This window comes from Vibrio sp. PID17_43 (assembly GCF_002608565.1).
In the GTDB taxonomy this organism is placed as follows: Bacteria; Pseudomonadota; Gammaproteobacteria; order Enterobacterales; family Vibrionaceae; genus Vibrio.
The window spans coordinates 45,891-71,753 of record NZ_LIXM01000024.1; the positions used below are offsets into that span (position 1 = coordinate 45,891).

Consider the following 25,863-nt stretch of genomic DNA (forward strand, 5'->3'; position numbering starts at 1 on the left):
GTGCGTTGAGTTTTCCGTTCTCAGGCAGTACATCCTTATCTGCCTCGAATCCTTCACGTATTGGTTAAATAAAGTTGGTTATTGAAATTATTGGGTTAATCCAAGTAGTCGTAACCTGGAATGGTTAAAAAGTTGGTCAGTTCATCGCTCGTAGTGAGCCTTGCCATCAAGTCAGCCGCTTCCTCAAATCGACCTGCTTGGTAGCGCTGTTCACCAATTTCTTGCTTCACGACTTCAATCTCTTCTTTCAGATACAACTCGAGCAGCTCCTTAGTGACTATCAAACCGTTATCGAGCGACTTACCGTGTTGAATCCACTGCCAAATAGAAGCACGGGAAATTTCTGCGGTTGCTGCGTCTTCCATCAGTCCGTAAATCGGCACACATCCATTGCCAGAGATCCAAGCTTCAATGTATTGCAACGCGACGCGGATGTTGTGGCGCATGCCTTCTTCTGAGCGTTCACCTTCGCATGGTTCAAGCAACTCTTCGGCGGTGATTAGCGCATCTTCCGAGCGGCTCACATCCAGTTGGTTGGTGCGCTGACCGAGTGTTGCGCTAAACACTTCCATTGCAGTGTCCGCCAGACCAGGGTGTGCAACCCAAGTGCCGTCGTGTCCGTTGTTCGCTTCCAGTGATTTATCCTTGTGAATCTTATCCAGCACTTTTTGGTTTTCTTGTGGGTCTTTGGCTGGAATAAAGGCTGCCATGCCGCCCATCGCAAATGCACCGCGCTTATGACAAGTACGCACCAACAATCTTGAGTAAGCGTTGAGGAATGGCTTATCCATAGTCACCACTTGGCGATCAGGTAGAACGCGATCTGGATGATTTTTCAGTGTTTTGATGTAGCTAAAGATGTAATCCCAACGACCGCAGTTGAGACCGACAATGTGCTCTTTGAGTGAGAACAGAATCTCGTCCATTTCAAATACCGCAGGCAACGTTTCAATCAGTACGGTAGCTTTAATGGTTCCGGTATCCAAACCGAAATACTCTTCAGTGAAATGGAACACTTCACTCCACCACTTCGCTTCATGATGCGATTGCAGCTTTGGAATGTAGAAGTAAGGACCGCTTCCCTTTTTCAATAGCGCTTTGTAGTTATTGTAGAAGTACAGAGCAAAGTCGAATAGCGCACCTGGAATGATCTGACCGTGCCACGTGACGTGTTTTTCCTTTAGATGCAGCCCGCGAACGCGGCAGATCAACACCGCTGGGTCTTCTGTCAGCTGATAGTGTTTGCCATTGCTAGGATGGGTGTAACTGATGGTGCCATTGACGGCATCACGCAGGTTAATTTGTCCATCCAGAACTTTACTCCACGCCGGAGACATTGAGTCTTCGAAGTCTGCCATGAACACTTTAACATTCGCATTCAGTGCGTTAATCACCATCTTGCGATCGGTTGGTCCAGTAATCTCCACTCGGCGATCTTGCAGATCTTGCGGGATTCCAAGGATCTTCCAACTTCCCTCGCGAATGTCTTGTGTCTCCGGTAGAAAATCTGGCAGCTCACCAGCATCGATGCGTGCTTGCTTCTCTTCTCGCGCTTCTAGCAACTGTTCAACACGTCCGGCAAATTTTTCACACAGTAGAGATAAAAAGGTTTGGGCTTCAACAGGGAAAATTGCTTGATGTTCAGGAGCAACGATTCCAATCACCTCAAGCATGCCTTGGGTTTGCATTAGTTGTTGTGTTTTTTGTTCTGTCTGAGCAAGCATAATCATTCATCCTTAACGTGCTTTATCCATCTTGGCAGTCAAGCCTAAAGCTACATTTGTAAGTTATGAACAACAAATTACAGCCATTGATTTGGTGTTCACTTCGCTTCATTGTGTCTATATCTTGCGCAACCTGAATTGCTTTTTCAATCTAGACATAAGTCTTACAAGCCTTTAATTAAGCTAACTCAACAAAGGGTTAAGCGAAACCCCTTAAGTAAACAAAACATTAAATTCAAAGTTTTATCCGGTATCAAACAAGCGTTTGATTTTTCAACTTAATTTGTAAGTTATTACGTAATTTAATTACATTAATTTTACAGGTTATTTTTGAATTCAAACAAGCGTATGAATAGTAAGGTGAGAGAAAAATCCTTGTATTCACAAGGGCTAGAAGGAGGAAGTGAAACGCAACTTAAACGCGCTATACAAGCAGTTGTGTAAAATGAACATTGTAAAATTTCACTATTTTATGAAAGCTTCATGAAAGTTCGTCTGTGAAATTTTACAAGTCAAAGTTTGCATGCAGAATAAAATGCTAAAAAACGCACTATTTATAGTGCGCTTTTAGATATTGAATCGGATATTGTAGGCTAATACTAATAGCTAAAGCAGTTCAGAGACGACTTCTGCCAATTGCTTGAAAGTATTTGTTCGTGACGAGCTTGGACGCCACACCAAACCAATATCGCGATACGCTTGCTGACCTGGGGGATCAATCACCACCAAATTTTGGTTATGAAGCAAACCGTGATCGATGGCCATTTGCGGGATAAACGTTGTACCCAGACCATTTGCCACCATTTGTACCAAAGTATGAAGGCTGGTTGCCGTAAACGGATTAATTTTGTCTTTTTCAGTCAACTTACACGCAGAAACCGCGTGTTCCGTTAAGCAGTGCTCTTTCTCTAAAAGAAACACCGATTCATTGGGCAAGTCCGCATAGCTAATCGGCACAGGAACCGAATCCACATGATTCGCACTGATCACCATACGAAATGGGTCTTGACCTACCACTCGACTTTCCATGCCCTCAATTTCGACAGGAAGCGCAAGAATCAACACATCCAATTCACCATGACGTAGAGCTTTTAATAAGTTTGTCGTCGTATCTTCTCTTAATAGAAGGTTCAGTTGTGGGAAACGGTAGTTCACCTCTTGAACGAGATCGCACAATAAGAAAGGTGCGATAGTCGGAATACAGCCCACCTTAAGTTGCCCCTCCATATCGCCACCTTGACATAAAAGCCCCAGTTCAACCAAGTCTTGACCTTTTGCCAATAACTCTCGACCTTGCTGAACCACCATCTCTCCAGCTTGCGTAAAAACCAGTGGGCTTTTTTTGTCTTTCTTTTCATATAGCGGGCAACCAATCAACTCTTCAAGGTTTTGAATCCCTTTACTCAACGTAGATTGACTGACAAAACAACGCTCAGCGGCATCGCTAAAATGACGTGTTTCATGCAAAGTGACCAAGTAGTGTAACTGCTTCAAGCTAGGCCATTTATTCATAATTCTATTTGTATCTAATGCTGTTTCAGTGATCGAGGTAATAGTTTTGTTATTATCGCTTTTTTCGATTAACTTAATCTATTTATTTCGCTTTTTTCAATAGTACAATCTGTACTATAGTTTGTCCCGTACAAACACGGACTAAACCTAAATAACTGAATTAGGTTTGAAGCTAACCAAAAATTTTTAGGAGCAAAAAATGGTACTAGTAGGTCGTCAAGCCCCTGACTTTACTGCTGCAGCTGTTCTAGGTAACGGCGAAATCGTTGATAACTTCAACTTTGCAGAATTCACTAAAGGTAAGAAAGCAGTAGTATTCTTCTACCCACTAGATTTCACGTTCGTTTGCCCATCTGAGCTAATCGCATTCGACAACCGTCTAGCTGATTTCCAAGCTAAAGGTGTTGAAGTAATCGGTATTTCTATCGATTCTCAGTTCTCTCACAACGCATGGCGTAACACTGCTATCGAAGATGGCGGTATCGGTCAAGTTCAATACCCTCTAGTTGCTGACGTTAAGCACGAAATCTGTAAAGCATACGATGTTGAGCACCCAGAAGCAGGCGTTGCTTTCCGTGGTTCTTTCCTAATCGACGAAGATGGTCTTGTGCGTCATCAAGTCGTAAACGACCTACCACTAGGCCGTAACATCGATGAAATGCTACGCATGGTTGATGCACTAAACTTCCACCAGAAGCACGGCGAAGTATGCCCAGCACAATGGGAAGAAGGTAAAGCTGGTATGAACGCATCTCCAGAAGGTGTTGCAGCGTTCCTATCTGAGTACGCAAGCGACCTAAGTAAGTAATAGACTACACAGCCCAAGCTCAACGGGCGTGTTGGTTGGATGTATATAAAGCAAAAGCTATCGCGGAAAAATCGCAAACGCCAATCAGTCTAAGTAAAGTCATAAAAAAGCCCAGAGTCGCTCTGGGCTTTCTTTTTATCTGCGTTTTTTAACAGCAAAAGAGGCAAGCCTCACGCAAAAATTTTACCTCTATTTCCCTCTGTCTCAGTGCAGATTCCCCCTTTACGTCCTGCTAGTATTTGCTGTAATTACAACAATTCAGGACAGCCTCGTGAACACTCAACTTGAAGTCTGTATTGATAACATTGAATCTCTTCACAATGCGATTACTGGCGGTGCAACCCGCATCGAACTCTGCTCTTCTCTCGCTTTAGGTGGCTTAACCCCAAGCTACGGCTTTATGCAGCAAGCTGCTAGACGCTCTACCATTCCGGTTTACGCGATGATTCGCCCACGCCAAGGCGACTTTTTCTACAGTGAGGAAGAAGTCGAAATGATGCGTTGGGATATTGAAGCCGTCAAACAAGCAGGCTTGAACGGTGTCGTACTCGGTGTGTTGACTCAAGACGGTGATATCCATATGCCTTATGCCACAGCGCTGTGTGAATTTGCTCAAGCGCTTGGTTTAGGCGTGACCTTCCATCGTGCCTTTGACCAGTGTCGTGACGCTGAAAAAGCTTTAGAAAAAGTGATTAGCTTAGGCTGTGAACGCATTCTGACTTCTGGTTTAGCACCTTCTGCGCCGCAGGGTGTTAAGATTATCAAAGCGCTGGTTATACAAGCACAAGGGCGCATTGCGATCATGGCCGGTGCGGGTGTCAATGCCAATAATGTTACTTCATTAATTAAGCAAACTGGCGTGGGTGAAATCCATCTTTCCGGAAAAACAACACGACCAAGCCACATGATCTTTATCGCCGAACAAAGCAAGATGGGCGCTGCTGATATGGATGACTTTACGATTCCAATTACCAGCACTGAAGCTATCGCAAAAACGGTAACCGCTCTCAATTAAAGGCGTTCAAATCCCGTTTTTAGTTATCGAATGCTAACATATTGATAACTAAGGACGGGAGGGACTATGCCAAAGCTAAAGAAAAAGGAATACGAAGAAGAACTCGAAGCGCTGCAAATTGAACTGGTGAAACTTCAAGAGTGGGTCAAACACAAAGGACTCAAAGTCGTGGTTCTATTCGAAGGGCGAGATGCTGCAGGCAAAGGTGGTGTCATTAAACGCATTACTGAGAAACTTAACCCTCGTGTTTGCCGCATTGCTGCACTGCCCGCCCCCACAGAAAAAGAAAAAACACAGTGGTACTTTCAGCGCTATGTCGCCCATTTGCCTGCGGCAGGTGAAATCGTGCTATTTGACCGCAGTTGGTACAACCGTGCTGGAGTAGAGAAAGTCATGGGTTTTTGTACTCACGATCAATACGAAGAATTTCTCCGCTCTTGTCCTGAGTTTGAGCGCATGTTGTTACGCTCTGGCATCATCCTCATAAAATATTGGTTCTCAGTATCAGATGAAGAGCAGGAAAAACGCTTCTTAGAACGCATTCATACCCCGATCAAGCGCTGGAAGTTCAGCCCAATGGACTTAGAATCTCGTAACCGCTGGGCGGAATACTCCGAAGCCAAAGACAGAATGTTTGCTTACACAGACACCAAAAACAGCCCTTGGTGGGTCGTTCCCTCTGACGATAAAAAGAAAGCTCGATTAAACTGCATCAGTCATTTACTCAGTCAAATTGATTACCAAGAAATCAAATACTCTCATATAGAGTTACCAGAATTAAATAAAGAAGGTTACATTAGAGCACCTATCGGGGATCAGATGCTTGTTCCGGATAAATATTAGAGATTAACCATGGCAAAAGACCTGTTTATTAACCTTGACCTAAATCTACTCAAAACCTTTTTGGTATTAATGCAAGAACGAAATATGCGTAAAGCTTCGCAGCGTCTGTTCGTCTCTCAACCCGCGATCAGTCAAGCATTACAAAAACTGCGTAATCACTTCGATGACGAGCTGTTTGTGAAAGTAAAAACAGGTCTTGAGCCAACCTCTTTTGCAGAATCTCTTGCGAATACTATTACCCCTCATATTGATGGTTTAGCGGCGGCGGTTAACCGTTCTCATCAGTTTGAACCAGCAGAAGTCGATAATAAAATCCGTATCGCACTAGCCCCTATTACGATGACTTGCCTGCCCGGCTTTCTCTTCGAACAGATGCGAACCCTCGCCCCAAATGCCCAACTTGAACTGGTCGGCTGGTCAAACAGCACTGTGGATGAAATCTTAAAGGGGGAAACCCTCATGGGAGTAAACTACGAGTTACTCCTTACTAACAAAGAAATTTATGCGCCTAAAATACTCGATTTGAAAGGACGAATTTTTGTTCGTGAAGGTCACCCAATCACCAAGTCACACGTCGAACCTAAAGACTTAACTGGCTATCCCATCGCGTCGTTAATTTCTCCAGGATGGAACGACAAGTTCAGCTATGCTTCTCACCTACTCACTCAAATGGATATAGAGCATACGGTTGGTTTTCGCTCAGAGTTCGTTATGGCAATCATTGATGTAATCAAACATACCGACATGTATTTGCCCCACTCCAACTTATTTCCAATCGATCAATTTCCTGGTTTAAGAGCGTTAGACGTAATTATCGATGATCAATTACAAACGAAGTCTGTGCATTGCCACATGCACGTTCGAAACCGCAACAATCCTCTTGTAAAGTGGTTAGCAGAGCTTATTCAGCAAGGTCTACAACTACAAACTGATAAGATTTAATTATCACCAAGATAACAATAGCCACTTAGCCATAAATCAAACTTTTCAATAAGATAGCCCTACTTCAAAAGGGAGATAGAAAAGCGATTGCTTACAGTATGGATGCTGTTCCTCGTTTACTTATTGAGAGATCAGACATGACAAACAAGATTGCTAAGTTAACCGCGGCTTGCACCCTACTTGCTTCATTTGGTTCGTTTTCTGCGGTTATTCCTGACCGCCCGAATCCAGGTATCCCAACAAATCCTATTCAAGGGGTACCTGAACAACCTGTTCTTCCTGAGGTAGACAACGGTGTTCCTGGGGTTCCTGATCGTCCACGTCCAGACATGCCACCAACGCCACCAGTAGAAGCGGCCCCAGAGCAACCAACACTGCCGGAAAAAGATAACGGTATTCCGAGTATTCCGGATCGCCCAACCCCTCAGTTGCCATCAAACCCAATTGAGAACAATCCTACGGACGATCGCTTACACAATCTTGAAAATCTAGCAGTGGAGTACGATTACCGTTTGAATCAACAAGCCGAGCAAATGGATGGGATTCGTGCAAGTTTGCATGCGGTTACCAATGCTCGCCCGTATGCGACAAATGGTGAACTCGCTATTGGCGCTGGCATTGGTTTCGCAGGCAGTAAAGAAGCGGTAGCTTTAGGTGGTGCGTATGGCTTAACCGATCAAGTGAGCTTATCTGGCACGTTCCATTACGAGTCTTCTGGTAAATATTCATCGTCTGAAATGGCTGGCGGTGTCGGTGTACAATTCACATTCAAATAAGAGTCTAATAAAGAAGTCCACTGCCAAGGATGGCGTAATCTAGGTAGATATATGAAACACACTCTCTCTTTACTCACGCTTATTCTCGCGCCCATTTCCGCTCACTCTGCTGGATTATTTATATCGCCAGAAGTCAAAATTGGCTCATTTCGTGGGGCAGGTATCCAACTCGGAACCAATGATATCGCGGGTTTTGATGCCTTGTACTTTGACTACTCACAAGTCACTTATAAAAGCGGTAACTTTGATGAAACCATTGATGCATACCGCGTCGGCTTTCAACATTGGTTTGATCATCGACCTCTGATGGGGTTTCAAGCCAGTATAGGCACTGCGGTTTATGATGGAAAATACAGGGAGGAACAAAGAGATACGACAGGATTGAGTATTGGTGGCGCGTATGTGTATCAAGTCAATTCGATTCTCTCGGTAAGAGCTGGTGCAGATCTCGATATCTTTAAAGACGATAAAACCCACACCTTTACCGACACTGCCGTACAGTTCTCTGTGGGTTTTGGTCTTCGTCTGTAATACTAAAATGTCAAACGCTGTGTTTAATACTATTTTAATGCATCATCAATGCTTTGATCGCCAAGATGGCGCACATCTTTACCTTTCACAAAGTAAATAATGTACTCACAAATATTCTGGCATCGATCGCCAACACGTTCGATAGCGCGTGCAGACCACATAACTTGCAGAATGTGTGGAATATTTTTCGGGTCTTCCATCATATAAGTCATCAATTGACGAACTACCGCTTCATATTCGGCATCCAGCTTGTCATCCAATTTATGCACTTCCGCAGCCGCTTCCACATCCATACGTGCAAACGCATCGAGCACTTGGTGTAGCATCTGAATCGCTTGACGGCATAATGGTTCTAGTGATACTTGAAATTGGCGTTCTTTTGAGGCTGGGCTCTCAATCGCCACTCTGGCAATACGAGTCGCCACATCACCAATGCGTTCTAAGTCAGTAATGGTCTTAATGATTGCCATAATCAAACGTAAATCTTTCGCCGTCGGTTGTCGCTTAGCAATGATACGCGTGCAGGCATCATCAATGGACACTTCCATAGCATTCACTTTGTGATCATCACGCACCACTTTACGCGCCAGTTCGACATCTTCCCTATTCAAAGCTTGAATGGCATACGATAGTTGCTGCTCAACCAAGCCCCCCATGGTTAATACATGGGTACGAATCGACTCTAGTTCTACGTTAAATTGCCCAGAAATATGGCGTCCAAAATGCATGTTTGTCCTTTATTTTGCGCAAGGTCGAGACTTAACCATAACGACCGGTAATGTAATCTTCGGTTTGTTTCTTCATTGGTGACGTAAAGATCGAATCCGCATCGGAATATTCAATCAATTTTCCCATATGAATAAAAGCGGTATGGTCACTAACTCTTGCTGCCTGTTGCATGTTATGGGTAACGATCACGACAGTATATTGGGTCTTGAGCTCATTGATAAGCTCCTCAATGGTCAAAGTTGATATCGGATCCAAAGCCGATGTCGGCTCATCTAACAATAACACTTCTGGCTCGATCGCAATTGCTCGTGCAATCACCAAACGTTGCTGTTGACCCCCTGATAAGCCAAAGGCATTTTCATGTAGACGATCTTTTACCTCATCCCAAAGTGCCGCTGCGCGTAACGAACGTTCTACTGCATCGTCTAAGGTTCGCCTATTTTTTACGCCTTGTAAGCGTAAACCATACACGACATTTTCATAGATAGACTTAGGAAAAGGATTGGGTCTCTGGAATACCATTCCAACGCGGCGCCTTAGGGTTGCCACATCGACACTTGGATCGTAAACGTTCTGGCCATGCAAACGCACCTTCCCCGTAACTTTACACCCCTCCACTAAGTCGTTCATACGATTTATGCAGCGTAGCAATGTCGATTTACCACAACCCGACGGACCGATAAATGCAGTCACCCTGCCTTTAGGAATACGCATGGAAATATCGAACAATGCCTGTGTCTGACCATAGAAAAGATTAAGATTCTCAATCGAGATCGCCGTTTGTTCATTCGTTAGGTTGTGCACATCTAATGGCGGCTCGTAACCCAATGTATTATCAAAGTTAAACATGCTTAATCTTGTCCTAATGTTCTGTATTTCTCGCGCAGATTATTTCGAATACTGATTGCTGTTAAGTTTAGTCCGACAATGACGGTCACGAGTAAGAAAGACGTTGCGTAAACCAAGGGTCTAGCGGCCTCGATATTCGATGTCTGAAAGCCGACATCATAAATATGAAAGCCTAAATGCATAAACTTTCTGTCTAAATGCACGTAAGGAAATTGTCCGTCAACCGGCAAACTTGACGCCAATTTTACCACGCCTACCAGCATCAATGGCGCAACCTCTCCTGCAGCACGCGCTATCGCCAAAATTAAACCGGTAATGATGGCTGGGGTTGCCATCGGCAATATCACCCGCCAGAGGGTTTCAAACTGTGTCGCTCCCAACGCCAAAGAGCCATGTCGCACGGAGCTTGGAATACGAGTTAAGCCTTCCTCTGTCGTCACAATCACAACAGGTAATGTTAATACCGCAAGCGTTAATGCTGACCACAATAAACCTGGCGTACCAAATGTCGGCGCAGGTAAGCGTTCCGCATAGAAAACATTGTCGATTGACGCACCGATCGTGTAAACAAAAAAGCCCAAACCAAATACGCCATAAACAATTGACGGCACCCCCGCAAGGTTTATCACTGCAATGCGGATGATTCGAGTCAATGCGTTATTTTTCGCGTATTCGTGTAGATAAATGGCCGCAATCACACCCAACGGCATCACAATAATCGACATGATAATGACTAAGAATACCGTGCCAAATATCGCAGGGAAAACCCCACCTTCGGAGTTAGACTCACGCGGGTCTTGCGACAAAAACTTCCATACTTGTTTGCCCCAATGTCCGACCTTCTCCGGCAACGACATTTGGTTTGGATACCAGTAATCCAAAATATCTTCTAGGGGAATGGCGACTTGTGTGCCTGTCATGTCCTCAACGATCAATGCATAGTCAGAAAACCCGAGGCGTAAGCCATCAATCTGAGCGTCAAGCTGAGTCAACTCTTTTTCAATATTGGCTTTTTGGATACTGTTCTTCACAAGGAATTCGTTGGTAATGGTGTCATTGAGCTCATGTTTGCGTTTATCTAAACGCAATTGCTCTAACTGCCAACCTAACCCTTTCACTTGGTCATCCACCAGCATATCGATTTCATGACGTAGGGTCTCTGCATCTTCCAGCTTTTTATTGAGCCGTGCCCGAATGTCATTCTCGTAACGGATGTCGCCATCTTTAAACGCAATGAACTTCCCGAAAAAGTATCCACCACTGCTGCGCTCAATCACCGCCCACTCATCCGGCGTGGTTGGCTCATCAAGCTGCATCTTCAATACCGAGATAAAATCCGCGGGATAAAGCTCACGGTTAGCAATTTTGATGTTAAGGCGAGTGGCAAACTCTTCATCATGAGCCAGTTTTTTCGCAGCATCTTCTGGTAGGTAACTCCTTGGTACGAAGTTGTGCTCGTAAACCTGACCAACCAGAATCGAGTTTTCCTGCAGCACTTCGTCCTGCACCGGTGTCAGTGCAGCAACATTCCATTGATAAAGAGGCGCTGGCCAGAAGTAGGTCAACCCCTTCCAACCAATCAATAGCAACAAGCCTAAAACGGAGAGTAAGCTGATACTCACCGCCCCTCCCGTTAACCATATCCAAGGTGCGCCAGAACGAATCCAATTTAACACACGACTACTCGCTCTTTTTTTAGTCCACTACAACGCACGATATTTGTCTCTCAATCTCTGACGGACCAACTCAGCTAGCGCGTTCACGGCAAAGGTAAAGACGAACAAAATTAATGCAGAAAGAAACAGCAAGCGATAGTGCGAACTGCCCACTTCTGACTCTGGGAGCTCCACAGCAATCGTTGCCGACAAGCTACGTAACCCTTCCAAAACATTCCAATCCATTAATGGCGTATTCCCCGTCGCCATAAGAACGATCATCGTTTCTCCAACCGCTCTGCCTAACCCCATCATGACCGCAGAAAATATACCTGGGCTGGCCGTTAGAAGAACCACATAAATCAACGTTTGCCATGGGGTCGCACCAAGCGCTAACGAACCATCAGATAAATGCTTTGGCACGGAGAAAATCGCGTCTTCTGCGATAGTAAAAATTGTTGGAATCACAGCAAAGCCCATCGCCAAACCGACGACCAGTGCATTGCGCTGATCAAACCCGATCCCGTGCTCAGTAAGGAATAAACGAATGTCCCCTGCAAAAAATATTTGTTCTATGCTTGGTGATAGCCACACGCCTAGACCAATCAGCAACAGAATAACAGGCATCAGCACTAGAGCGTGCCAACCGTTAGGAAGCCGATTACGCAGGCGCTGTGGAATCAATGCCCACACCCCACCCATCACCATGGTACTCAGCGGTAGGATAAACAACAAAACCATTACGGTGATCAAATGGTCTTCAACAATAGGAGCAAACCAAAGACCAGCCAGAAAGCCGATAATAACCGTGGGCAAGGCTTCCATAAGCTCAATTGAAGGCTTCACAACTCTGCGCATACGCGGCGACATAAAATAGGCGGTGTATATCGCCCCTAACACCGCTAAAGGCACGGAAAATAGCATCGCAAACATCGCCGCTTTGATGGTACCAAACGCAATGGGCACTAAACTGAACTTTGCCTCAAAATTGTCACTCGCGGAGGTCGACTGCCAAACAAACTTCGGCTCAGGATAACCTTCATACCAAACTTTTTGCCATAAAGAGGAAAGAGACACTTCTGGATATGGGTTATCGACAGCCGTCACACTAAGCTCATCGTCCTGCCAGGTGATCAAGTAGCGCTCATTATTCGACATCGCCGCGAAGGTAGGAGCCTGTTGATAGGCACGCTCGAACAACACCAATTTCTCACTCGTGGTGTAGTGGCTTTGTAATGTACCGTTCGTGTAAAAGCTGTAAAAACCTTTACGGTGTGAATCCGGCAACAAATACTTCAGCTCAGATGCCAGCTTAAAGTCACGGATATGAGTAAGTGTACGTCGTTCTCCCTGTAGAGTGTCAAACCACTGAGAAACTCGACCGTCATTATGGGTCACCAGCAGTGAGTACGCACCAGCGAGAAGATCGAGGGTTCTAACGGAATGGTTCTTATCACCCTGAGTTAAATCGATCACTTCACGAACCGTAAATTTATCGTGCTGCTTAATCAGTACAATAAGCTCTGAACCATTGCGTAAATACAGTATTTGACCGTCTGGGGTCAGCAGCATCTGCTCTGGCGTATCGAAAGCGGATGAAAAGGTGTAATCCACTGTTACAGGCGGCGAGCCTAATAATTTGGGTTCTTGCCAACGAGCTTTAAGCAAACCACTTTGTGTTTGCCATACTAGAGTATGAGCATTTGGTGAAGTGCTAAAAGCAAATGATGCTACGGGATCAGAACTATCCGTAAGCTGCATGTCCATTTGGGGATGCAACTCAATCACTTCTGGTGGGCGTGTATTCTCTCTCAGTGTGGCATTAAATTCAGGTTTAAAGAGATGCGCTTCCCCCTTCTCATCGACCAGACCATACCAGCCTAACCCCGGGGATGATTTCGCAAAAGCGACTGGGCTATTGGCTATTTGTTGGGTGTATAAAACGGGCTTCGTAGGATCGTCTAATGAGAGAAAGCGCACTTCACCGGATTGAGTGAGTACCAAACCGATTTGAGAGTAATCATCGACAGCAATGGCGAGAGGCTTCCCACTTTGGGTCGTACGAGAGGCGTAATTGGTTTCGATCTCTGCATCAGAAAACAGAGGAATGGTCACCATCGCAAGATAAACAAAAATCAACACAAGAGCGGCAAGAACGCCAACACCACCGGATGTCACTGCAAGTCGAACTAAACGATCTTTTATCCGTCGTTTTTTATCTTTTTGCTGCAATGAAAATTCGGCCTGTGCCATTTGTCTCTCTACCTTTTTTGACTTAGTACTAGATTATGTCATTAAGATGACAATTGTATTACAGATCGCATTAAACAACTGAAAAGAATGCAACTATTGCACAGACGCAATATGAAACAAAAGTGCAACAAAAAATCAATAGTGTCTTACTCATCTTTTGTCCTTCGATGATTACGGATTACATCTTTTTAAGCTAGGTAAGGTTATGAGTGCAGAAAAGCTGTATATCGAAAAAGAGCTTAGTTGGTTATCCTTCAATGAGCGAGTGTTACAAGAAGCTGCCGATAAAACCGTCCCTTTGGTTGAACGGATTCGTTTCCTCGGCATCTTTTCCAACAATTTAGATGAATTTTACAAAGTACGATTTGCCGATGTTAAACGCCGGATCTTGATCAATCAAGAACGCGGTATCAGTGACAACTCTAAGCACCTCTTAAGCAAGATGCAAACTAAAGCATTGAGGCTTAATGATCTATTTGATGACTTATACAACGAGCTGATCCGAGAAATGGCTCGTCGTCGTATCTTTTTGGTTAATGAAAACCAACTTGATGAAGCTCAACAATGTTGGGTTACCAAGTATTTTCGTAACGAGGTCATGCCACACATCACTCCTCTGTTAATGAAAGAGGAAATCGATGTACTGCAATTCCTAAAAGATGAATATGCTTACATCGCCATTGACCTGCGTAAAAACGAGCAATCCCAATACGCACTGATTGAAATCCCTACCGACCATCTACCGCGCTTTGTCATGGTGCCAGAACAAAAAGGGAAACGTCGCAAAACCATCATCTTGCTCGATAATATTATTCGTTACTGCTTGGACGATCTGTTTAAAGGCTTCTTCGACTACGACAAACTCAACGGCTATGCCATGAAAATGACACGCGATGCGGATTACGATTTACGCTTGGAGATCGAATACAGCCTGCTCGAACAGATGTCTGAAGGGGTGAGTCAACGTCTGACAGCAATGCCGGTTCGATTTGTCTATGAGCGTGGGATGCCGACAGAAATGCTCGATTTTTTGTGCGAAAAGCTGCAAATCTCTAACTATGACAGTTTGATACCTGGCAGTCGTTATCACAACTTTAAAGATTTCATTGGTTTTCCAAACGTTGGGCGAGAGTATTTGGAGAATAAACCGTTACCACCAATGAAGTGTGCTGACTTTGAGGGGTACGCGAATAGCTTTGAAGCCATCAAAGCCAAAGATATTCTCCTATATTATCCCTACCACACCTTTGATCATATTACTGAGCTCGTTCGTCAGGCCTCTTTCGATCCCAAGGTGCTCGGCATAAAAATCAACATCTACCGAGTAGCAAAAGACTCTCGCTTAATGCACTCTTTGATTGACGCCGTGCACAACGGAAAAAACATTACCGTTGTGGTTGAACTGCAAGCGCGATTTGACGAAGAAGCCAACATTGAGTGGTCGAAGGTCCTTACTGACGCAGGGGTACATGTCGTTTTTGGTACACCAGGACTGAAGATTCACTCTAAGCTATTGTTGATCAGTCGCCGAGAAGAAGATGAGATCATCCGCTACGCTCATATCGGAACGGGCAACTTTCACGAAAATACAGCACGTATATATACCGACTATTCGTTACTCACTGCAGACCAAGAAATTACCAACGAAGTCCGCAACGTTTTTGGCTATATTGAAAATCCCTACCGCCCTGTTCGGTTTGATCATCTGATTGTTTCACCGCGTAATTCGCGCAAACAGCTATACCGGCTGATTGATGGTGAAATTACCAATGCTAAAGCAGGAAAAAAAGCGGCACTGACGATTAAAGTTAATAACTTGGTTGATAAAGGGCTTATTAACAAACTTTACGGTGCGAGCAATGCTGGCGTGAAGATCAACATGATTATTCGTGGTATGTGCTCTTTAGTTCCCGGCGTGGAAGGGGTCAGTGAGAACATACGTATCATCAGTATTGTCGATCGCTTCTTAGAGCATCCGAGAGTGGTGATTACTCATAATGATGACGATCCACAGGTTTACATCTCTTCTGCCGACTGGATGACGCGAAATATCGATCACCGCATTGAAGTGGCGGTCCCCATTCGTAATCCACGCTTGAAGCAGCGAATCATTGACATCACCAACATCCATTTTACCGATACGGTAAAAGCACGCTTGATAGATAAAGAGATGACAAACTCATACGTACCGCGTGGTAATCGTAAAAAAGTTCGCTCACAAGTTGCCATCTACGACTATCTTAAAAATATAGAGAAGCAAACTAGAAAACAAAAATCCAATGCCTCAGATACTTGAAAAAGATGTGCGCCATATTGCAGCTATTGACCTCGGTTCAAACAGTTTCCATATGGTTGTGGCAAAAGTGGTTGGAAGCGATTTGCAACTGGTGAGTCGGCACAAACAGCGAGTTCGTTTAGCCGCAGGGCTCGATGACGAACTCAACCTTAGCCATGCTGCAATGGAGCGAGGGCTAGAATGCCTCGCTATGTTTGCCGAGCGACTGCAAGGTTTCGAAACATCCAATGTAAGAATTGCCGCTACCCATACGCTACGCAGAGCCAACAACGCGCACTTATTTATCCAGCGAGCGAAAGCAGCCTTACCTTTTCCTATCGAAATCATTTCTGGAGAAGAAGAAGCTCGTTTGATTTACCTTGGTGTCGCGCACACTCAAGTTGAATCCAATTCTAAACTCGTGGTCGACATTGGTGGTGGCAGTACCGAGATAATTATCGGACACGAATTTGAGCCTAGCTTGCTAAACAGCAAACAGATGGGCTGCATCAGTTTTACTGAACAATTTTTCAGTAATAAAAAACTGTCACGAAAAAACCTCAGTAAAGCAATGCTGGCTGCCGAGCAAAAACTGGAAACCATTGCCAGTAAGTACCGAAAGAAAGGCTGGGACATCGCTCTAGGTTCTTCTGGCTCGATCAAAGCAATAAGTGAAGTATTGATCGGTTTGGGGTATGAGGATGGTTTAATTACCAGTAAACGGCTTGGAAAACTGATCGATAACCTATCTGAATATGATTCGATAGACGACATCGACCTCATAGGGCTTACCGACGATCGCAAACCCGTATTTTCCGCAGGCGTCGCCATTCTTTGCGCCATCTTCCAATCGCTAAAAATCACTCAAATGTCTTTCTCTGACGGTGCATTAAGAGAAGGCTTATTGTATGAGATGGAAGAGCGCTTTGCCCGCTCTGACATTCGCATGCGCACCACCGAGAACTTAGCGAAGAAACATCTGGTTGATATCGAGCATGCAGTTCGAGTCAAAGGTCACGCGAAAGAGTGGTTGTCAGACATACACTCAGAGCTAGGAATCAAAAAGAAAAGTGAATTGTTCGATTTGCTTGAATGGGCCGCATTGCTCCATGAAGTAGGCTTAAGCATCAGCTTAAGAGGTTTCCACCGCCATTCCTTCTACATCTTGCAACACTCTACACTACCGGGTTTTAACCGAGAACAGCAGCTCGTACTGGCAACATTGGCACGTTTTCAGCGCAAGTCTCTTAAACTCAATGAGTTACCAGAGTTCAACCTTTACAAACAGAGTGACATAATAAATCTAATTAAAATATTACGACTAGCGATAGTCATAAATGGACAGCGCAACGATGATCCATTACCAGAGCTTAAGCTATCGATTAAAGGCGATGAATGGCGCCTCACTTGCCGTAACGACGATTGGCTAGAAGAAAATAAGTTGTTGGATGCCGATTTACAAGAAGAGCAGTTGCGCTGGGAGAGCGCTGGATGGAAGCTCATCCTTTAAAGCTATATGCTCACCAAAAGTCGGTTTATAAGCCGACTTTTTTTAACTCTTGCGCCGCCAACTCCGCAGAAATTGGCACATAGCCATCCTTTGCGACCAATGTTTGCCCCTGCTCTGAAAAAATAAAGCGAATAAACTCAGATTCAATTGGACTCAATGGGTAATCTGGGTGCTTATTTATGTATACGTAAAGGTAACGTGATAGTGGGTACTTACCTGATACGATATTTTTTCGAGTTGGATTGACGTAATCGGTGCCACTTTTGGCAACGGGTACCAGTCTTACCCCCGCAACACGATAGCCAACACCAGAATAACCAACACCACTGATGGTTGAAGCCACTGATTGAACAACCGACGCGGAACCTGGCTGCTCATTGACTCGAGTTTTAAAATCCCCACCGCACAGCGCATTACTCTTAAAATAGCCATAGGTACCAGAAACCGAGTTACGCCCAAACAGCTGTAAGTTGCGCTTTGCCCACTCCGTTTTAATCCCTAACTCACGCCAATTGGTAATAAACTCACTTTCACCACAGCGTAATGTTGCTGAGAACATTGCATCGAGTTGGTTGAAATTGAGCCCTTTGATGGGATTATCTTGATGAACAAAAATACCAATAGCATCAATCGCCACCCGCAGAGCGGTAGGCTTATAACCATGCACACGTTCAAAAGCTTCTATTTCACGTAATCGCATTGGACGGCTCATCGGGCCAAACTGTGCCGTTTGCTCGGTTAATGCGGGTGGCGCAGTCGAAGATCCTGACGCTTGAACCTGAGCATTAATATTTGGGTAGATCGATTTAAACTCTTCCACCCAAAGAGTCGTCATGCCTGCAAGCGTATCGGAGCCAACTGACAGTAGGTTACCTGCTATTCCGGTTGTTTTTTGATAATTAGGTAGTGGCTTATCCTGTGCAAAGAGCACACTACTGAGCATTAGCGTTACAAGGCTTATCCCTTTCAATGCTTGTTGACCCCACCCCATCACTTCACCACCAAACGACTTGGAAGTACAAATGAGAATTTACTGCCCACGCCAACTTCACTAAGAATATCTAAATGAGAGTCGTGATGACTCAATGCATGTTTTACGATCGCCAATCCAAGCCCACTCCCACCAGTGTCGCGAGAACGCGCTTTATCGACCCGATAGAAACGTTCCGTCAACCGATGAATGTGTTGCGGCTCTATACCATCCCCACTATCTACCACTTCTAAACAAGCACCTTGAGGTGTTTGGTACCAACGCACATGAATACTTGCGCCAGGGGGAGTGTATTTCACGGCATTGTAAACCAAGTTTGAAATCGCACTGCGCAGTTGGTCATCATCGCCAAGCACACGCAACTTGTCATCAACGTCAAATTTCAACTTATGTTGTTTATCGCCACTCAAGCTCACAGCCTCTTTTTCTAGGACTTCGAGCATTCCTGGAACGTTAACAACGTCTTCTAGCTCATGCATTGGCGCCGCTTCGATCTTCGATAACGTAAGAAGTTGGCTAACCAAACTGTTCATACGATTCAATTGCTCGGTCATCACTCCATGAGCTTTGGTCCACATCGGGCCAACGATCATGTCCGGGTCTTCGGTCATCTCTAGATAACCTTGTAATACAGTCATTGGTGTCCGAAGTTCGTGAGAAACGTTAGCAAAGAAGTTACGACGCATACCTTCAAGCTGTTTTAACTGACTGACATCTCGCACCACCATTAGGTGTTCACCTTCAGTATACGGCACAATACGTAGTTCCAGCATGCGTTCAACATTCAATGGTGACCGCATTTCTAATGGTTCAGAGAAATCTTGCTTGCTAATATATTTAATAAAATCTGGGGTACGAATAAGGTTAGAGATAGGTTGCCCAGAATCTTCAGGCCAGTGAAAACCTAACAGGTGTTGTGCAAGCTTGTTACACCAAACAATATTACCTTCGGCACGAAAAACTACTACCGCATCCGGCAAAGATTCAGCGCCGTTGCGGAAACGACGGATTAAATTAGTAAGTTCTTTACGCTTGCGACGTTGGCGTTGTTGTAATCGGTACAAACCATTAAACAAAGACTCCCAATTCCCACTACCCGAAGGTGGTGTAAGTCGTTTCTCATCCCATAACCAAGCCGACAGGCGTACCTGATTATGCAAATGCCACACAAGCTGCAATGCCGTAGCGGCCAAAAGCAACCACGGCATATAACCAAACATCCAACCAATAATCACCCACGGGGTGTAAAAAAAAGCCAGCTCCCAGGCCAGCTTTTTCCAATTTAATCTTTCAACCACTCATTACTCCCGAAATGGTATTGATAAGCCGTGTATAATGTTATGCCTTAGTTGAGAAACGGTAACCAGCACCACGAACAGTTTGAATCAGTTTATCATGACCGGCGGCTTCTAAAGCTTTGCGCAGACGTCGAATATGAACATCAACCGTACGATCTTCAACATAGACATTGGTGCCCCATACGTTGTTTAGTAGCTGTTCGCGGCTGTAAACACGCTCTTGGTGAGTCATGAAGAAGTGCAGCATTTTGAATTCTGTTGGTCCCATATCTACCGGCTCATCCCCTGCGGTTACACGGTGAGAGACCGGGTCAAGCTTCAGGCCCTGTACATCAATCACATCTTCTAGGGCCGTCGGTGTCACTCGGCGGATAACCGCTTTCAGGCGAGCGACCAACTCTTTCGGCGAGAAAGGCTTGGTGATGTAATCGTCAGCGCCAACTTCGAGACCTCGAACTTTGTCTTCTTCTTCGCCGCGCGCGGTTAGCATCACAACCGGAATGTTGCGGGTTAACTCCTCACGCTTCATGTGTTTGATGAAGTTAATGCCGCTACCACCCGGTAGCATCCAATCTAACAGAACTAAATCTGGGAAGGGTTCAGCTAGTTTAGTTACCGCAGTATCGTAATCTTCTGCTTCTACTGCTTGATAACCTTTCTGTTCAAGTACAAAGCATAGCATTTCACGAATTGGAGCTTCGTCTTCAACAACCAGAATCCTTCTCGACATAATTGAATAACCTTATGTTAGTTGAGCTAATGAATTTAAGGACAAAGCGCCCCTCAGTGCATAAGCATTATTACCACCAATTATGACACTTTTGTGACCTTTGAAAACAAATTTTCATATAAGTTTCTTTTGAGATTCATTCTGATATTTTTCATTTCTATTGGGACATCAGCAGGAAAATTCCCTATTATTAGCACCTCGTCATCAAGCCTAGAGAAGATTTATGTGGTTTAAAAACTTGCTGGTATACCGTGTTAACCGCGAGGTTAACTTCAACGCCGAACAACTGGAAACTCAACTAGCGGAGTTCCGATTCACCCCTTGTGGCAGCCAAGATAAACAAAAATTTGGCTGGGTTAGCGCAATGGGCAGACATGGCGACATGATGACGCACGTTTCTGAAAACCGCATTCTGATATGTGCGAAAAAAGAAGAGAAAATGCTACCCGCATCCGTGATCAAAGATTCTCTGAACGCAAAAGTCGATGCAATGGAAGCACAAGAAGGTCGCCCTCTTAAAAAGAAAGAGAAAGACAACTTAAAAGATGACATCGTAATGGATCTACTGCCCCGTGCATTTAGCCGCAGCAGCCACACTTACGTTCTGATCATGCCAAAAGAAGGTTTTATCCTTGTCGATGCGAGCAGCTACAAAAAAGCAGAAGACGTATTGGCACTATTACGCAAGACGATGGGTAGCCTACCTGTTGTACCTGCTATTCCAGAAGTAGCCATTGAAACCACACTGACTCAGTGGGTGAAGACCGGCGACACGCCGCAAGGGATCGCTATGATGGATGAAGCAGAGCTGAAATCAGTATTGGAAGAAGGTGGTGTGATCCGTTGTAAGAAACAAGAGCTGACAACGGATGAAATCCGTAACCATATCGCAGCAGATAAAGTGGTCACTAAGCTAGCGCTAAACTGGCAAGACCGTATTGAGTTCATCATGGCGGAAGATTCTGCCATCAAACGCTTAAAGTTCTCTGACGAGCTAAAAGATCAAAACGATGATATCCCACGTGAAGATCAAGCAGCACGCTTCGATGCAGACTTCTCATTGATGTGCGGTGAATTCAGTGCTTTCCTGCCAAACCTATACGAAGCACTAGGCGGCCTGCCAAACCCAAACGCGTAACATAGCGCCATCTGTAACTATTACGCCCTCACCATCAGCGAGGGCGTTTGTTTATCTAAACTACAATTCTCCTAGTCATAGGTCACATTTTGACGTAAAATTTTCGCCCCATTTCCATAAGGTGGAATTGGCCTGACTTGTGATCAGATATAAGAGAATTGAACAATGACAACAGAGAAAACATTCGTACCTGAACTACTATCTCCTGCAGGTAGCCTTAAAAACATGCGTTACGCATTCGCCTACGGCGCAGATGCGGTATACGCAGGCCAACCTCGCTACAGCCTTCGTGTACGTAATAACGAGTTCAATCACGAAAACCTAAAAATTGGTATCGATGAAGCGCATGCCCTAGGCAAAAAGCTTTATGTGGTATGCAACATTCAACCACACAACTCAAAGCTGAAAACTTTCATCCGCGATCTAAAACCAGTGGTAGAGATGGGCCCAGACGCACTGATTATGTCTGACCCAGGTCTGATCATGATGGTTCGCGAAGCATTCCCAGAAATGCCGATTCACTTGTCTGTTCAGGCGAACGCGGTTAACTGGGCGACAGTCAAGTTCTGGGCTGCAAATGGCGTTGAGCGTGTTATCGTTTCTCGAGAGCTTTCTCTAGAAGAGATCGAAGAAATTCGTGAGCACTGTCCTGAAACTGAACTAGAAGTTTTCGTACATGGTGCTCTTTGCATGGCTTACTCAGGCCGTTGCCTACTATCTGGTTACATTAACAAACGTGATCCTAACCAAGGTACTTGCACTAATGCATGTCGTTGGGAATATAAAGTCGAACAAGGCAAAGAAAACGACTCTGGCCAAATAGTGGAAGCCTTCGATCCAAACGAAGCTCAAGCGGTAGAAGTTCAAGACGAACGCCCAGAGACAACCATTGGCCGTGGCAAACCAACCGATGAAGTTGTATTGCTCTCCGAAAGCCACCGCCCAGAAGAAAAAATGGCAGCGTTTGAAGACGAACACGGCACTTACATCATGAACTCGAAAGACCTACGTGCGATCCAACACGTTGAGCGTCTAACTAAGATGGGTGTTCACTCACTAAAAATCGAAGGCCGTACTAAGTCATTTTACTACTGCGCACGTACCGCTCAAGTTTACCGTAAAGCAATCGATGACGCAGTTGCTGGTCGTCCATTCGATGAGAGCCTTATGAGCACGCTAGAAAGCCTAGCTCACCGCGGTTACACAGAAGGCTTCCTACGTCGTCATACACACGATAACTACCAGAACTACGACTACGGCTACTCTGTATCTGATGCTCAACAATTCGTTGGTGAGTTCACAGGCAAACGTCGTGGCGATATGGCGGAAGTCGAAGTGAAGAACAAATTCGTTGTAGGTGATAGCCTTGAGCTAATGACACCAAAAGGCAACGTGGTCTTTACACTAGAAGCGATGGAAAATCGTAAGTCAGAATCAATTGAAGACGCAAAAGGTAACGGTCACTTCGTATTCATTCCCGTACCGCAAGACATGGACCTAGAATATGGCCTGTTAATGCGTAATTTAAATGCAGGTCAGGACACCCGTAACCCAACTGGTAAGTAATCATGGCACTACTTATTACTGATAAGTGCATTAACTGCGACATGTGTGATCCTGAGTGCCCAAACGGCGCAATCACCATGGGTGATAGTATCTTCGAGATTGATCCCGCGCTATGTACAGAGTGTAAGGGGCATTACGAAAAGCCAACCTGCCAGTCGGTTTGCCCTATAACAAAATGCATTATCACAGACCCAAATCATGTAGAAACAGAAGAGCAACTGCTTGAGAAGTTCGTGATTATTCAAGGGTTAGCGTAAATTCGAAAGGTTCAACTTTGCATTCAAAGTTGAACCTTTTTTTAACCCGACTTTTCAATAGGGTAGATATTACAGAATAGCTCTTTTTCGAACTGATACTCTAGCCTCTCCCGCCAGTTTTCAGCCTGTGAAACAGGCACTAGATAAAAATTTTCTCGACTCGTATCCGTCACGAAAGCCATTCCATATTGCATCAGCTCGTAATGCACATCATTAACAAACCCAGGGGCAAGGCGCTGACGTCCCGTCAGGTGATTAACATCTTCACGAGTCAATAAGACCCCTTTGGTATCACTGCTAAATCTGTGTCTTAACCACTCTGCAAATTCTTTTGCACAAATCATAGTCATGGTTTTTTCCTTGATTAACTTCTAGATAGGCACTACCGTCACACCGTCTAAATACACTTATCCATGTTATCACTCATCCTTTATCACAGACATATTGTGAGAAACCAGATCAAAGTAATGAAAAGTTCTTAAAGCAGAGCTGCCACTACTTAACAATACAACCAACCCTCTGTTTATTTGAGATTTCTATAATATACATCGGAACCAATTAGCTGTTTTTTGTACTGGTATATTCACTGTAGCTAAAAGTATGATGTTTCTCCAGTTTTATAACAGAGATAGAAAGGAGCGATAACAGAAAAAGAGGCCAACGCCACAGATTATTTAAGGGGAACAAGTGTTCGACAAGCTGAAGGAATTAACTTTTTACTTGGTTTAATAGAGGCTGTTGACTTCGCTTTGCTCTGAGGCTGAGCTTTAAGTTTCCAGCTTGATAGCTCTTGTCCGCAGCCATCACCTAATGGAATAGACTCTTGATTAATACAACTCTTACTTGAATCAGGACAAGATAATCTGACATGAAAATGGTAATGATGTCCCCACCAAGGGCGGACTTTACGTAGCCAGCCGCGACCGTTAGCTCCTTCCTGAATACACAGTTGCTCCTTAATAACTGGGTGGACAAAAATTCGTGCTACATCAGCATGCCGGGCAGCATTGCGAATTAATTCAAAGTGCCTATCTTCCCAGTTATGATCCAAAATCTTATATTTCTTAAGATCGACCACACTCATCGGCTTAGGGAGTTGTAATTCATTGTAAGAAAGCGGCGTATCAGCTAACCGCAACCAAATATCAATATCTAACCCAGTTTGATGGCTGGAATGACCTGAAGAGAAACGCCCACCTCGGGGCAGAGATAAATCACCAATTAGCAGAGTGGTATTGAGATCTTGACTGGCCATGAGTGCTAACTTTTCAATAAATCCAATCGTATTAGGGTGCCCATAGTAACGTTTCGTTCTACTACGTAGCACTTGATAGCCCTTACCTTCTAGTGGTAATGGCAAGGCTCCCTCTAAGCAGCCATTTGCATAACTTCCGATGGCAGAGGAAGGGTTATTGCTAGGCGTCAACACTTTCTCCCACGGACTCGAACTCGCAGAGGCTGAGAATATCATGCTCAAATACAAACAAAAACTCAGCCTCATCTGTTTTACCTCTTAATAATGTTCACCATTATCATAGTAAGCATTCGGAGAAAGTGCGGAAAAAATAACAGCTACGTCAACATCTTCACCAACAATTCCACGAACTTGCTGAGTGATTCCTTTTGCCACTTTATTCTGAGTATCTTGGCCGCGGTCGAACCAGAGCACTTCGATGAAAGGATAAGCAGTAGTAACTTCTCCTTCACTGAAAAAAGTCGTGTAGATATACTCAAACGTGAAGTCCTCTCTTGGGCACTTCATAAGCGGTTGCAGTTCATCTGTTAGGGTTTTTGATAGGGCTTGCACAGCTTGGGGCTCTACCGCTCGAAATCGAAAATGTGGCATAGCTTGCTTCCTAATGATTAAAATTAAGCAACGATAATAACAGGAAGTACTCGGCTAATCACGCTAAGTGGCTATCACCATATATCAGTACTGCGCGTAAATGCGATTCGAGAGGTATTGTTTAGAGACTTTCCATAGCCTCAGTAGGGAGTTCTAGAGCTATACTCTTTAGCTTCTGAAATAAAAAAGGCTCTAGTCTTTCGACTAGAGCCTTAAATATGGCAGGGGTGGAGAGATTCGAACTCCCAACACGCGGATTTGGAATCCGCTGCTCTGCCAATTGGAGCTACACCCCTGAAGTTCGTGTTTAGTGAGACGACTCTCGAAATAAATGGCGGAGCGGACGGGACTCGAACCCGCGACCCCCGGCGTGACAGGCCGGTATTCTAACCAACTGAACTACCGCTCCACACGGAGATAAAACTTTTGTTTTATCCGATACTTGTCGTTCAGAACAAGTACCTTAAATTAAAAGCCTGGCGATGTCCTACTCTCACATGGGGAAGCCCCACACTACCATCGGCGCTATTTCGTTTCACTTCTGAGTTCGGCATGGAAATCAGGTGGGTCCAAAATGCTATGGTCGCCAAGCAAATTCTGTTTCGGTTTCACTTT

At 44.7% G+C, this 25,863-nt stretch carries 23 protein-coding genes, 2 tRNA genes and 1 rRNA gene; 11 read left to right on the plus strand and 15 right to left on the minus strand.

Annotation, left to right across the window (positions count from 1 at the left end):
- Window positions 1-95 precede the first annotated feature (95 nt).
- Window positions 96-1,724 (minus strand): malate synthase A, encoded by a 1,629-nt coding sequence (gene aceB / locus AK965_RS16445; protein WP_172438176.1) that lies wholly within the window; start codon window positions 1,722-1,724, stop codon window positions 96-98.
- A 606-nt stretch (window positions 1,725-2,330) separates the two neighbouring features.
- Entirely contained in the window at window positions 2,331-3,236 is a 906-nt protein-coding gene (locus AK965_RS16450; RefSeq protein WP_099080632.1) for a hydrogen peroxide-inducible genes activator, read from the minus strand.
- A gap of 199 nt (window positions 3,237-3,435) precedes the next feature.
- On the opposite strand from AK965_RS16450, the gene AK965_RS16455 reads away from it, so the two are divergent.
- The 6 genes from AK965_RS16455 (at window position 3,436) to AK965_RS16480 (ending at window position 8,151) form a co-directional block, all read left to right on the plus strand.
- A complete protein-coding gene (locus AK965_RS16455; protein WP_099080633.1) occupies window positions 3,436-4,044 on the plus strand; it encodes a peroxiredoxin C in 609 nt (202 codons plus the stop codon).
- Between the two features lie 271 nt (window positions 4,045-4,315).
- Window positions 4,316-5,059, plus strand: coding sequence for a copper homeostasis protein CutC (locus AK965_RS16460; RefSeq protein WP_099080634.1), 744 nt, complete (start codon window positions 4,316-4,318; stop codon window positions 5,057-5,059).
- A 66-nt stretch (window positions 5,060-5,125) separates the two neighbouring features.
- On the plus strand, window positions 5,126-5,902 hold the full coding sequence (gene ppk2 / locus AK965_RS16465; RefSeq protein ID WP_099080635.1) for a polyphosphate kinase 2: 777 nt from the start codon (window positions 5,126-5,128) through the stop codon (window positions 5,900-5,902).
- 9 nt (window positions 5,903-5,911) lie between these two features.
- Window positions 5,912-6,844: a LysR family transcriptional regulator gene (locus AK965_RS16470; RefSeq protein ID WP_099080636.1), complete on the plus strand. Its 933-nt coding sequence runs from the start codon at window positions 5,912-5,914 to the stop codon at window positions 6,842-6,844.
- A gap of 137 nt (window positions 6,845-6,981) precedes the next feature.
- Window positions 6,982-7,620, plus strand: coding sequence for a YadA C-terminal domain-containing protein (locus AK965_RS16475; protein WP_099080653.1), 639 nt, complete (start codon window positions 6,982-6,984; stop codon window positions 7,618-7,620).
- Window positions 7,621-7,671: 51 nt separating this feature from the next.
- Window positions 7,672-8,151, plus strand: a complete 480-nt coding sequence (locus AK965_RS16480) for a hypothetical protein (protein ID WP_099080637.1) — start codon at window positions 7,672-7,674, stop codon at window positions 8,149-8,151.
- A gap of 29 nt (window positions 8,152-8,180) precedes the next feature.
- Here the strand turns inward: AK965_RS16480 and phoU are convergent, their stop codons facing one another.
- The 4 genes from phoU to AK965_RS16500 are packed head-to-tail and all read right to left on the minus strand — an operon-like array spanning window position 8,181 to window position 13,637.
- A complete protein-coding gene (gene phoU / locus AK965_RS16485) occupies window positions 8,181-8,879 on the minus strand; it encodes a phosphate signaling complex protein PhoU (protein WP_099080638.1) in 699 nt (232 codons plus the stop codon).
- A gap of 31 nt (window positions 8,880-8,910) precedes the next feature.
- Entirely contained in the window at window positions 8,911-9,729 is an 819-nt protein-coding gene (pstB, locus tag AK965_RS16490) for a phosphate ABC transporter ATP-binding protein PstB (protein ID WP_099080639.1), read from the minus strand.
- A gap of 2 nt (window positions 9,730-9,731) precedes the next feature.
- Complete coding sequence (gene pstA, locus AK965_RS16495; RefSeq protein ID WP_099080640.1) at window positions 9,732-11,405, minus strand: phosphate ABC transporter permease PstA; 1,674 nt, start codon at window positions 11,403-11,405, stop codon at window positions 9,732-9,734.
- A gap of 27 nt (window positions 11,406-11,432) precedes the next feature.
- A complete protein-coding gene (locus tag AK965_RS16500) occupies window positions 11,433-13,637 on the minus strand; it encodes an ABC transporter permease subunit (RefSeq protein WP_099080641.1) in 2,205 nt (734 codons plus the stop codon).
- A 205-nt stretch (window positions 13,638-13,842) separates the two neighbouring features.
- Between AK965_RS16500 and ppk1 the strand changes: the two genes are divergently transcribed.
- Together ppk1 and ppx are read left to right on the plus strand one after the other, a co-directional pair.
- Window positions 13,843-15,933, plus strand: coding sequence for a polyphosphate kinase 1 (ppk1, locus tag AK965_RS16505; RefSeq protein ID WP_099080642.1), 2,091 nt, complete (start codon window positions 13,843-13,845; stop codon window positions 15,931-15,933).
- Window positions 15,917-17,422, plus strand: coding sequence for an exopolyphosphatase (gene ppx / locus AK965_RS16510; RefSeq protein WP_099080643.1), 1,506 nt, complete (start codon window positions 15,917-15,919; stop codon window positions 17,420-17,422). The genes ppk1 and ppx overlap by 17 nt, the downstream gene beginning before the upstream one ends.
- A 25-nt stretch (window positions 17,423-17,447) precedes the next feature.
- Here ppx and AK965_RS16515 read toward each other — a convergent pair whose 3' ends face one another.
- Genes AK965_RS16515 through phoB form a run of 3 tightly spaced genes read right to left on the minus strand, consistent with a single transcriptional unit; the run spans window position 17,448 to window position 20,441 of the window.
- The gene (locus AK965_RS16515; RefSeq protein ID WP_099080644.1) at window positions 17,448-18,413 is read right to left on the minus strand and encodes a PstS family phosphate ABC transporter substrate-binding protein; all 966 of its coding nucleotides are present in this window, start codon (window positions 18,411-18,413) and stop codon (window positions 17,448-17,450) included.
- Window positions 18,413-19,711, minus strand: coding sequence for a phosphate regulon sensor histidine kinase PhoR (gene phoR / locus AK965_RS16520; RefSeq protein ID WP_099080645.1), 1,299 nt, complete (start codon window positions 19,709-19,711; stop codon window positions 18,413-18,415). The genes AK965_RS16515 and phoR overlap by 1 nt, the downstream gene beginning before the upstream one ends.
- A gap of 40 nt (window positions 19,712-19,751) precedes the next feature.
- Window positions 19,752-20,441 carry a phosphate regulon transcriptional regulator PhoB gene (gene phoB / locus AK965_RS16525; RefSeq protein WP_099080646.1) on the minus strand — a complete coding sequence of 230 codons (690 nt, stop codon included), beginning with the start codon at window positions 20,439-20,441 and terminating at the stop codon, window positions 19,752-19,754.
- A 223-nt stretch (window positions 20,442-20,664) separates the two neighbouring features.
- On the opposite strand from phoB, the gene rdgC reads away from it, so the two are divergent.
- The 3 genes from rdgC (at window position 20,665) to AK965_RS16545 (ending at window position 23,402) form a co-directional block, all read left to right on the plus strand.
- Window positions 20,665-21,579: a recombination-associated protein RdgC gene (rdgC, locus tag AK965_RS16535; RefSeq protein WP_099080647.1), complete on the plus strand. Its 915-nt coding sequence runs from the start codon at window positions 20,665-20,667 to the stop codon at window positions 21,577-21,579.
- Window positions 21,580-21,744: 165 nt separating this feature from the next.
- On the plus strand, window positions 21,745-23,145 hold the full coding sequence (yegQ, locus tag AK965_RS16540) for a tRNA 5-hydroxyuridine modification protein YegQ (RefSeq protein WP_099080648.1): 1,401 nt from the start codon (window positions 21,745-21,747) through the stop codon (window positions 23,143-23,145).
- 2 nt (window positions 23,146-23,147) lie between these two features.
- Window positions 23,148-23,402, plus strand: a complete 255-nt coding sequence (locus AK965_RS16545; protein WP_005445273.1) for a YfhL family 4Fe-4S dicluster ferredoxin — start codon at window positions 23,148-23,150, stop codon at window positions 23,400-23,402.
- Between the two features lie 41 nt (window positions 23,403-23,443).
- On the opposite strand, the gene AK965_RS16550 is transcribed toward AK965_RS16545, so the two are convergent.
- The 6 genes from AK965_RS16550 to rrf form a co-directional block, all read right to left on the minus strand.
- Window positions 23,444-23,752 carry a hypothetical protein gene (locus AK965_RS16550; protein ID WP_099080649.1) on the minus strand — a complete coding sequence of 103 codons (309 nt, stop codon included), beginning with the start codon at window positions 23,750-23,752 and terminating at the stop codon, window positions 23,444-23,446.
- A 320-nt stretch (window positions 23,753-24,072) separates the two neighbouring features.
- On the minus strand, window positions 24,073-24,903 hold the full coding sequence (gene mepA / locus AK965_RS16555; protein ID WP_099080650.1) for a penicillin-insensitive murein endopeptidase: 831 nt from the start codon (window positions 24,901-24,903) through the stop codon (window positions 24,073-24,075).
- A 12-nt stretch (window positions 24,904-24,915) separates the two neighbouring features.
- Window positions 24,916-25,248 (minus strand): DUF1904 domain-containing protein, encoded by a 333-nt coding sequence (locus AK965_RS16560; protein ID WP_099080651.1) that lies wholly within the window; start codon window positions 25,246-25,248, stop codon window positions 24,916-24,918.
- A gap of 219 nt (window positions 25,249-25,467) precedes the next feature.
- Window positions 25,468-25,544 (minus strand) — tRNA-Trp (locus tag AK965_RS16565).
- Window positions 25,545-25,580: 36 nt separating this feature from the next.
- Window positions 25,581-25,657, minus strand: a tRNA-Asp gene (locus tag AK965_RS16570).
- Between the two features lie 65 nt (window positions 25,658-25,722).
- Window positions 25,723-25,839, minus strand: a 5S ribosomal RNA gene (gene rrf, locus AK965_RS16575).
- Between the last annotated feature and the right edge of the window lie 24 nt (window positions 25,840-25,863).

Coding starts and splice junctions, on each gene's coding strand:
- yegQ (WP_099080648.1), top strand. CDS start 21,745: ATGACAACAGAGAAAACATTCGTACCTGAACTACTATCTCCTGCAGGT.
- ppk2 (WP_099080635.1), top strand. CDS start 5,126: ATGCCAAAGCTAAAGAAAAAGGAATACGAAGAAGAACTCGAAGCGCTG.
- ppx (WP_099080643.1), top strand. CDS start 15,917: ATGCCTCAGATACTTGAAAAAGATGTGCGCCATATTGCAGCTATTGAC.
- aceB (WP_172438176.1), bottom strand. CDS start 1,724: ATGCTTGCTCAGACAGAACAAAAAACACAACAACTAATGCAAACCCAA.
- AK965_RS16560 (WP_099080651.1), bottom strand. CDS start 25,248: ATGCCACATTTTCGATTTCGAGCGGTAGAGCCCCAAGCTGTGCAAGCC.
- pstB (WP_099080639.1), bottom strand. CDS start 9,729: ATGTTTAACTTTGATAATACATTGGGTTACGAGCCGCCATTAGATGTG.
- phoU (WP_099080638.1), bottom strand. CDS start 8,879: ATGCATTTTGGACGCCATATTTCTGGGCAATTTAACGTAGAACTAGAG.
- ppk1 (WP_099080642.1), top strand. CDS start 13,843: ATGAGTGCAGAAAAGCTGTATATCGAAAAAGAGCTTAGTTGGTTATCC.
- rdgC (WP_099080647.1), top strand. CDS start 20,665: ATGTGGTTTAAAAACTTGCTGGTATACCGTGTTAACCGCGAGGTTAAC.
- AK965_RS16450 (WP_099080632.1), bottom strand. CDS start 3,236: ATGAATAAATGGCCTAGCTTGAAGCAGTTACACTACTTGGTCACTTTG.
- phoB (WP_099080646.1), bottom strand. CDS start 20,441: ATGTCGAGAAGGATTCTGGTTGTTGAAGACGAAGCTCCAATTCGTGAA.
- AK965_RS16550 (WP_099080649.1), bottom strand. CDS start 23,752: ATGACTATGATTTGTGCAAAAGAATTTGCAGAGTGGTTAAGACACAGA.
- AK965_RS16475 (WP_099080653.1), top strand. CDS start 6,982: ATGACAAACAAGATTGCTAAGTTAACCGCGGCTTGCACCCTACTTGCT.
- mepA (WP_099080650.1), bottom strand. CDS start 24,903: ATGAGGCTGAGTTTTTGTTTGTATTTGAGCATGATATTCTCAGCCTCT.
- AK965_RS16500 (WP_099080641.1), bottom strand. CDS start 13,637: ATGGCACAGGCCGAATTTTCATTGCAGCAAAAAGATAAAAAACGACGG.
- AK965_RS16480 (WP_099080637.1), top strand. CDS start 7,672: ATGAAACACACTCTCTCTTTACTCACGCTTATTCTCGCGCCCATTTCC.
- AK965_RS16470 (WP_099080636.1), top strand. CDS start 5,912: ATGGCAAAAGACCTGTTTATTAACCTTGACCTAAATCTACTCAAAACC.
- AK965_RS16455 (WP_099080633.1), top strand. CDS start 3,436: ATGGTACTAGTAGGTCGTCAAGCCCCTGACTTTACTGCTGCAGCTGTT.
- AK965_RS16545 (WP_005445273.1), top strand. CDS start 23,148: ATGGCACTACTTATTACTGATAAGTGCATTAACTGCGACATGTGTGAT.
- AK965_RS16515 (WP_099080644.1), bottom strand. CDS start 18,413: ATGGGGTGGGGTCAACAAGCATTGAAAGGGATAAGCCTTGTAACGCTA.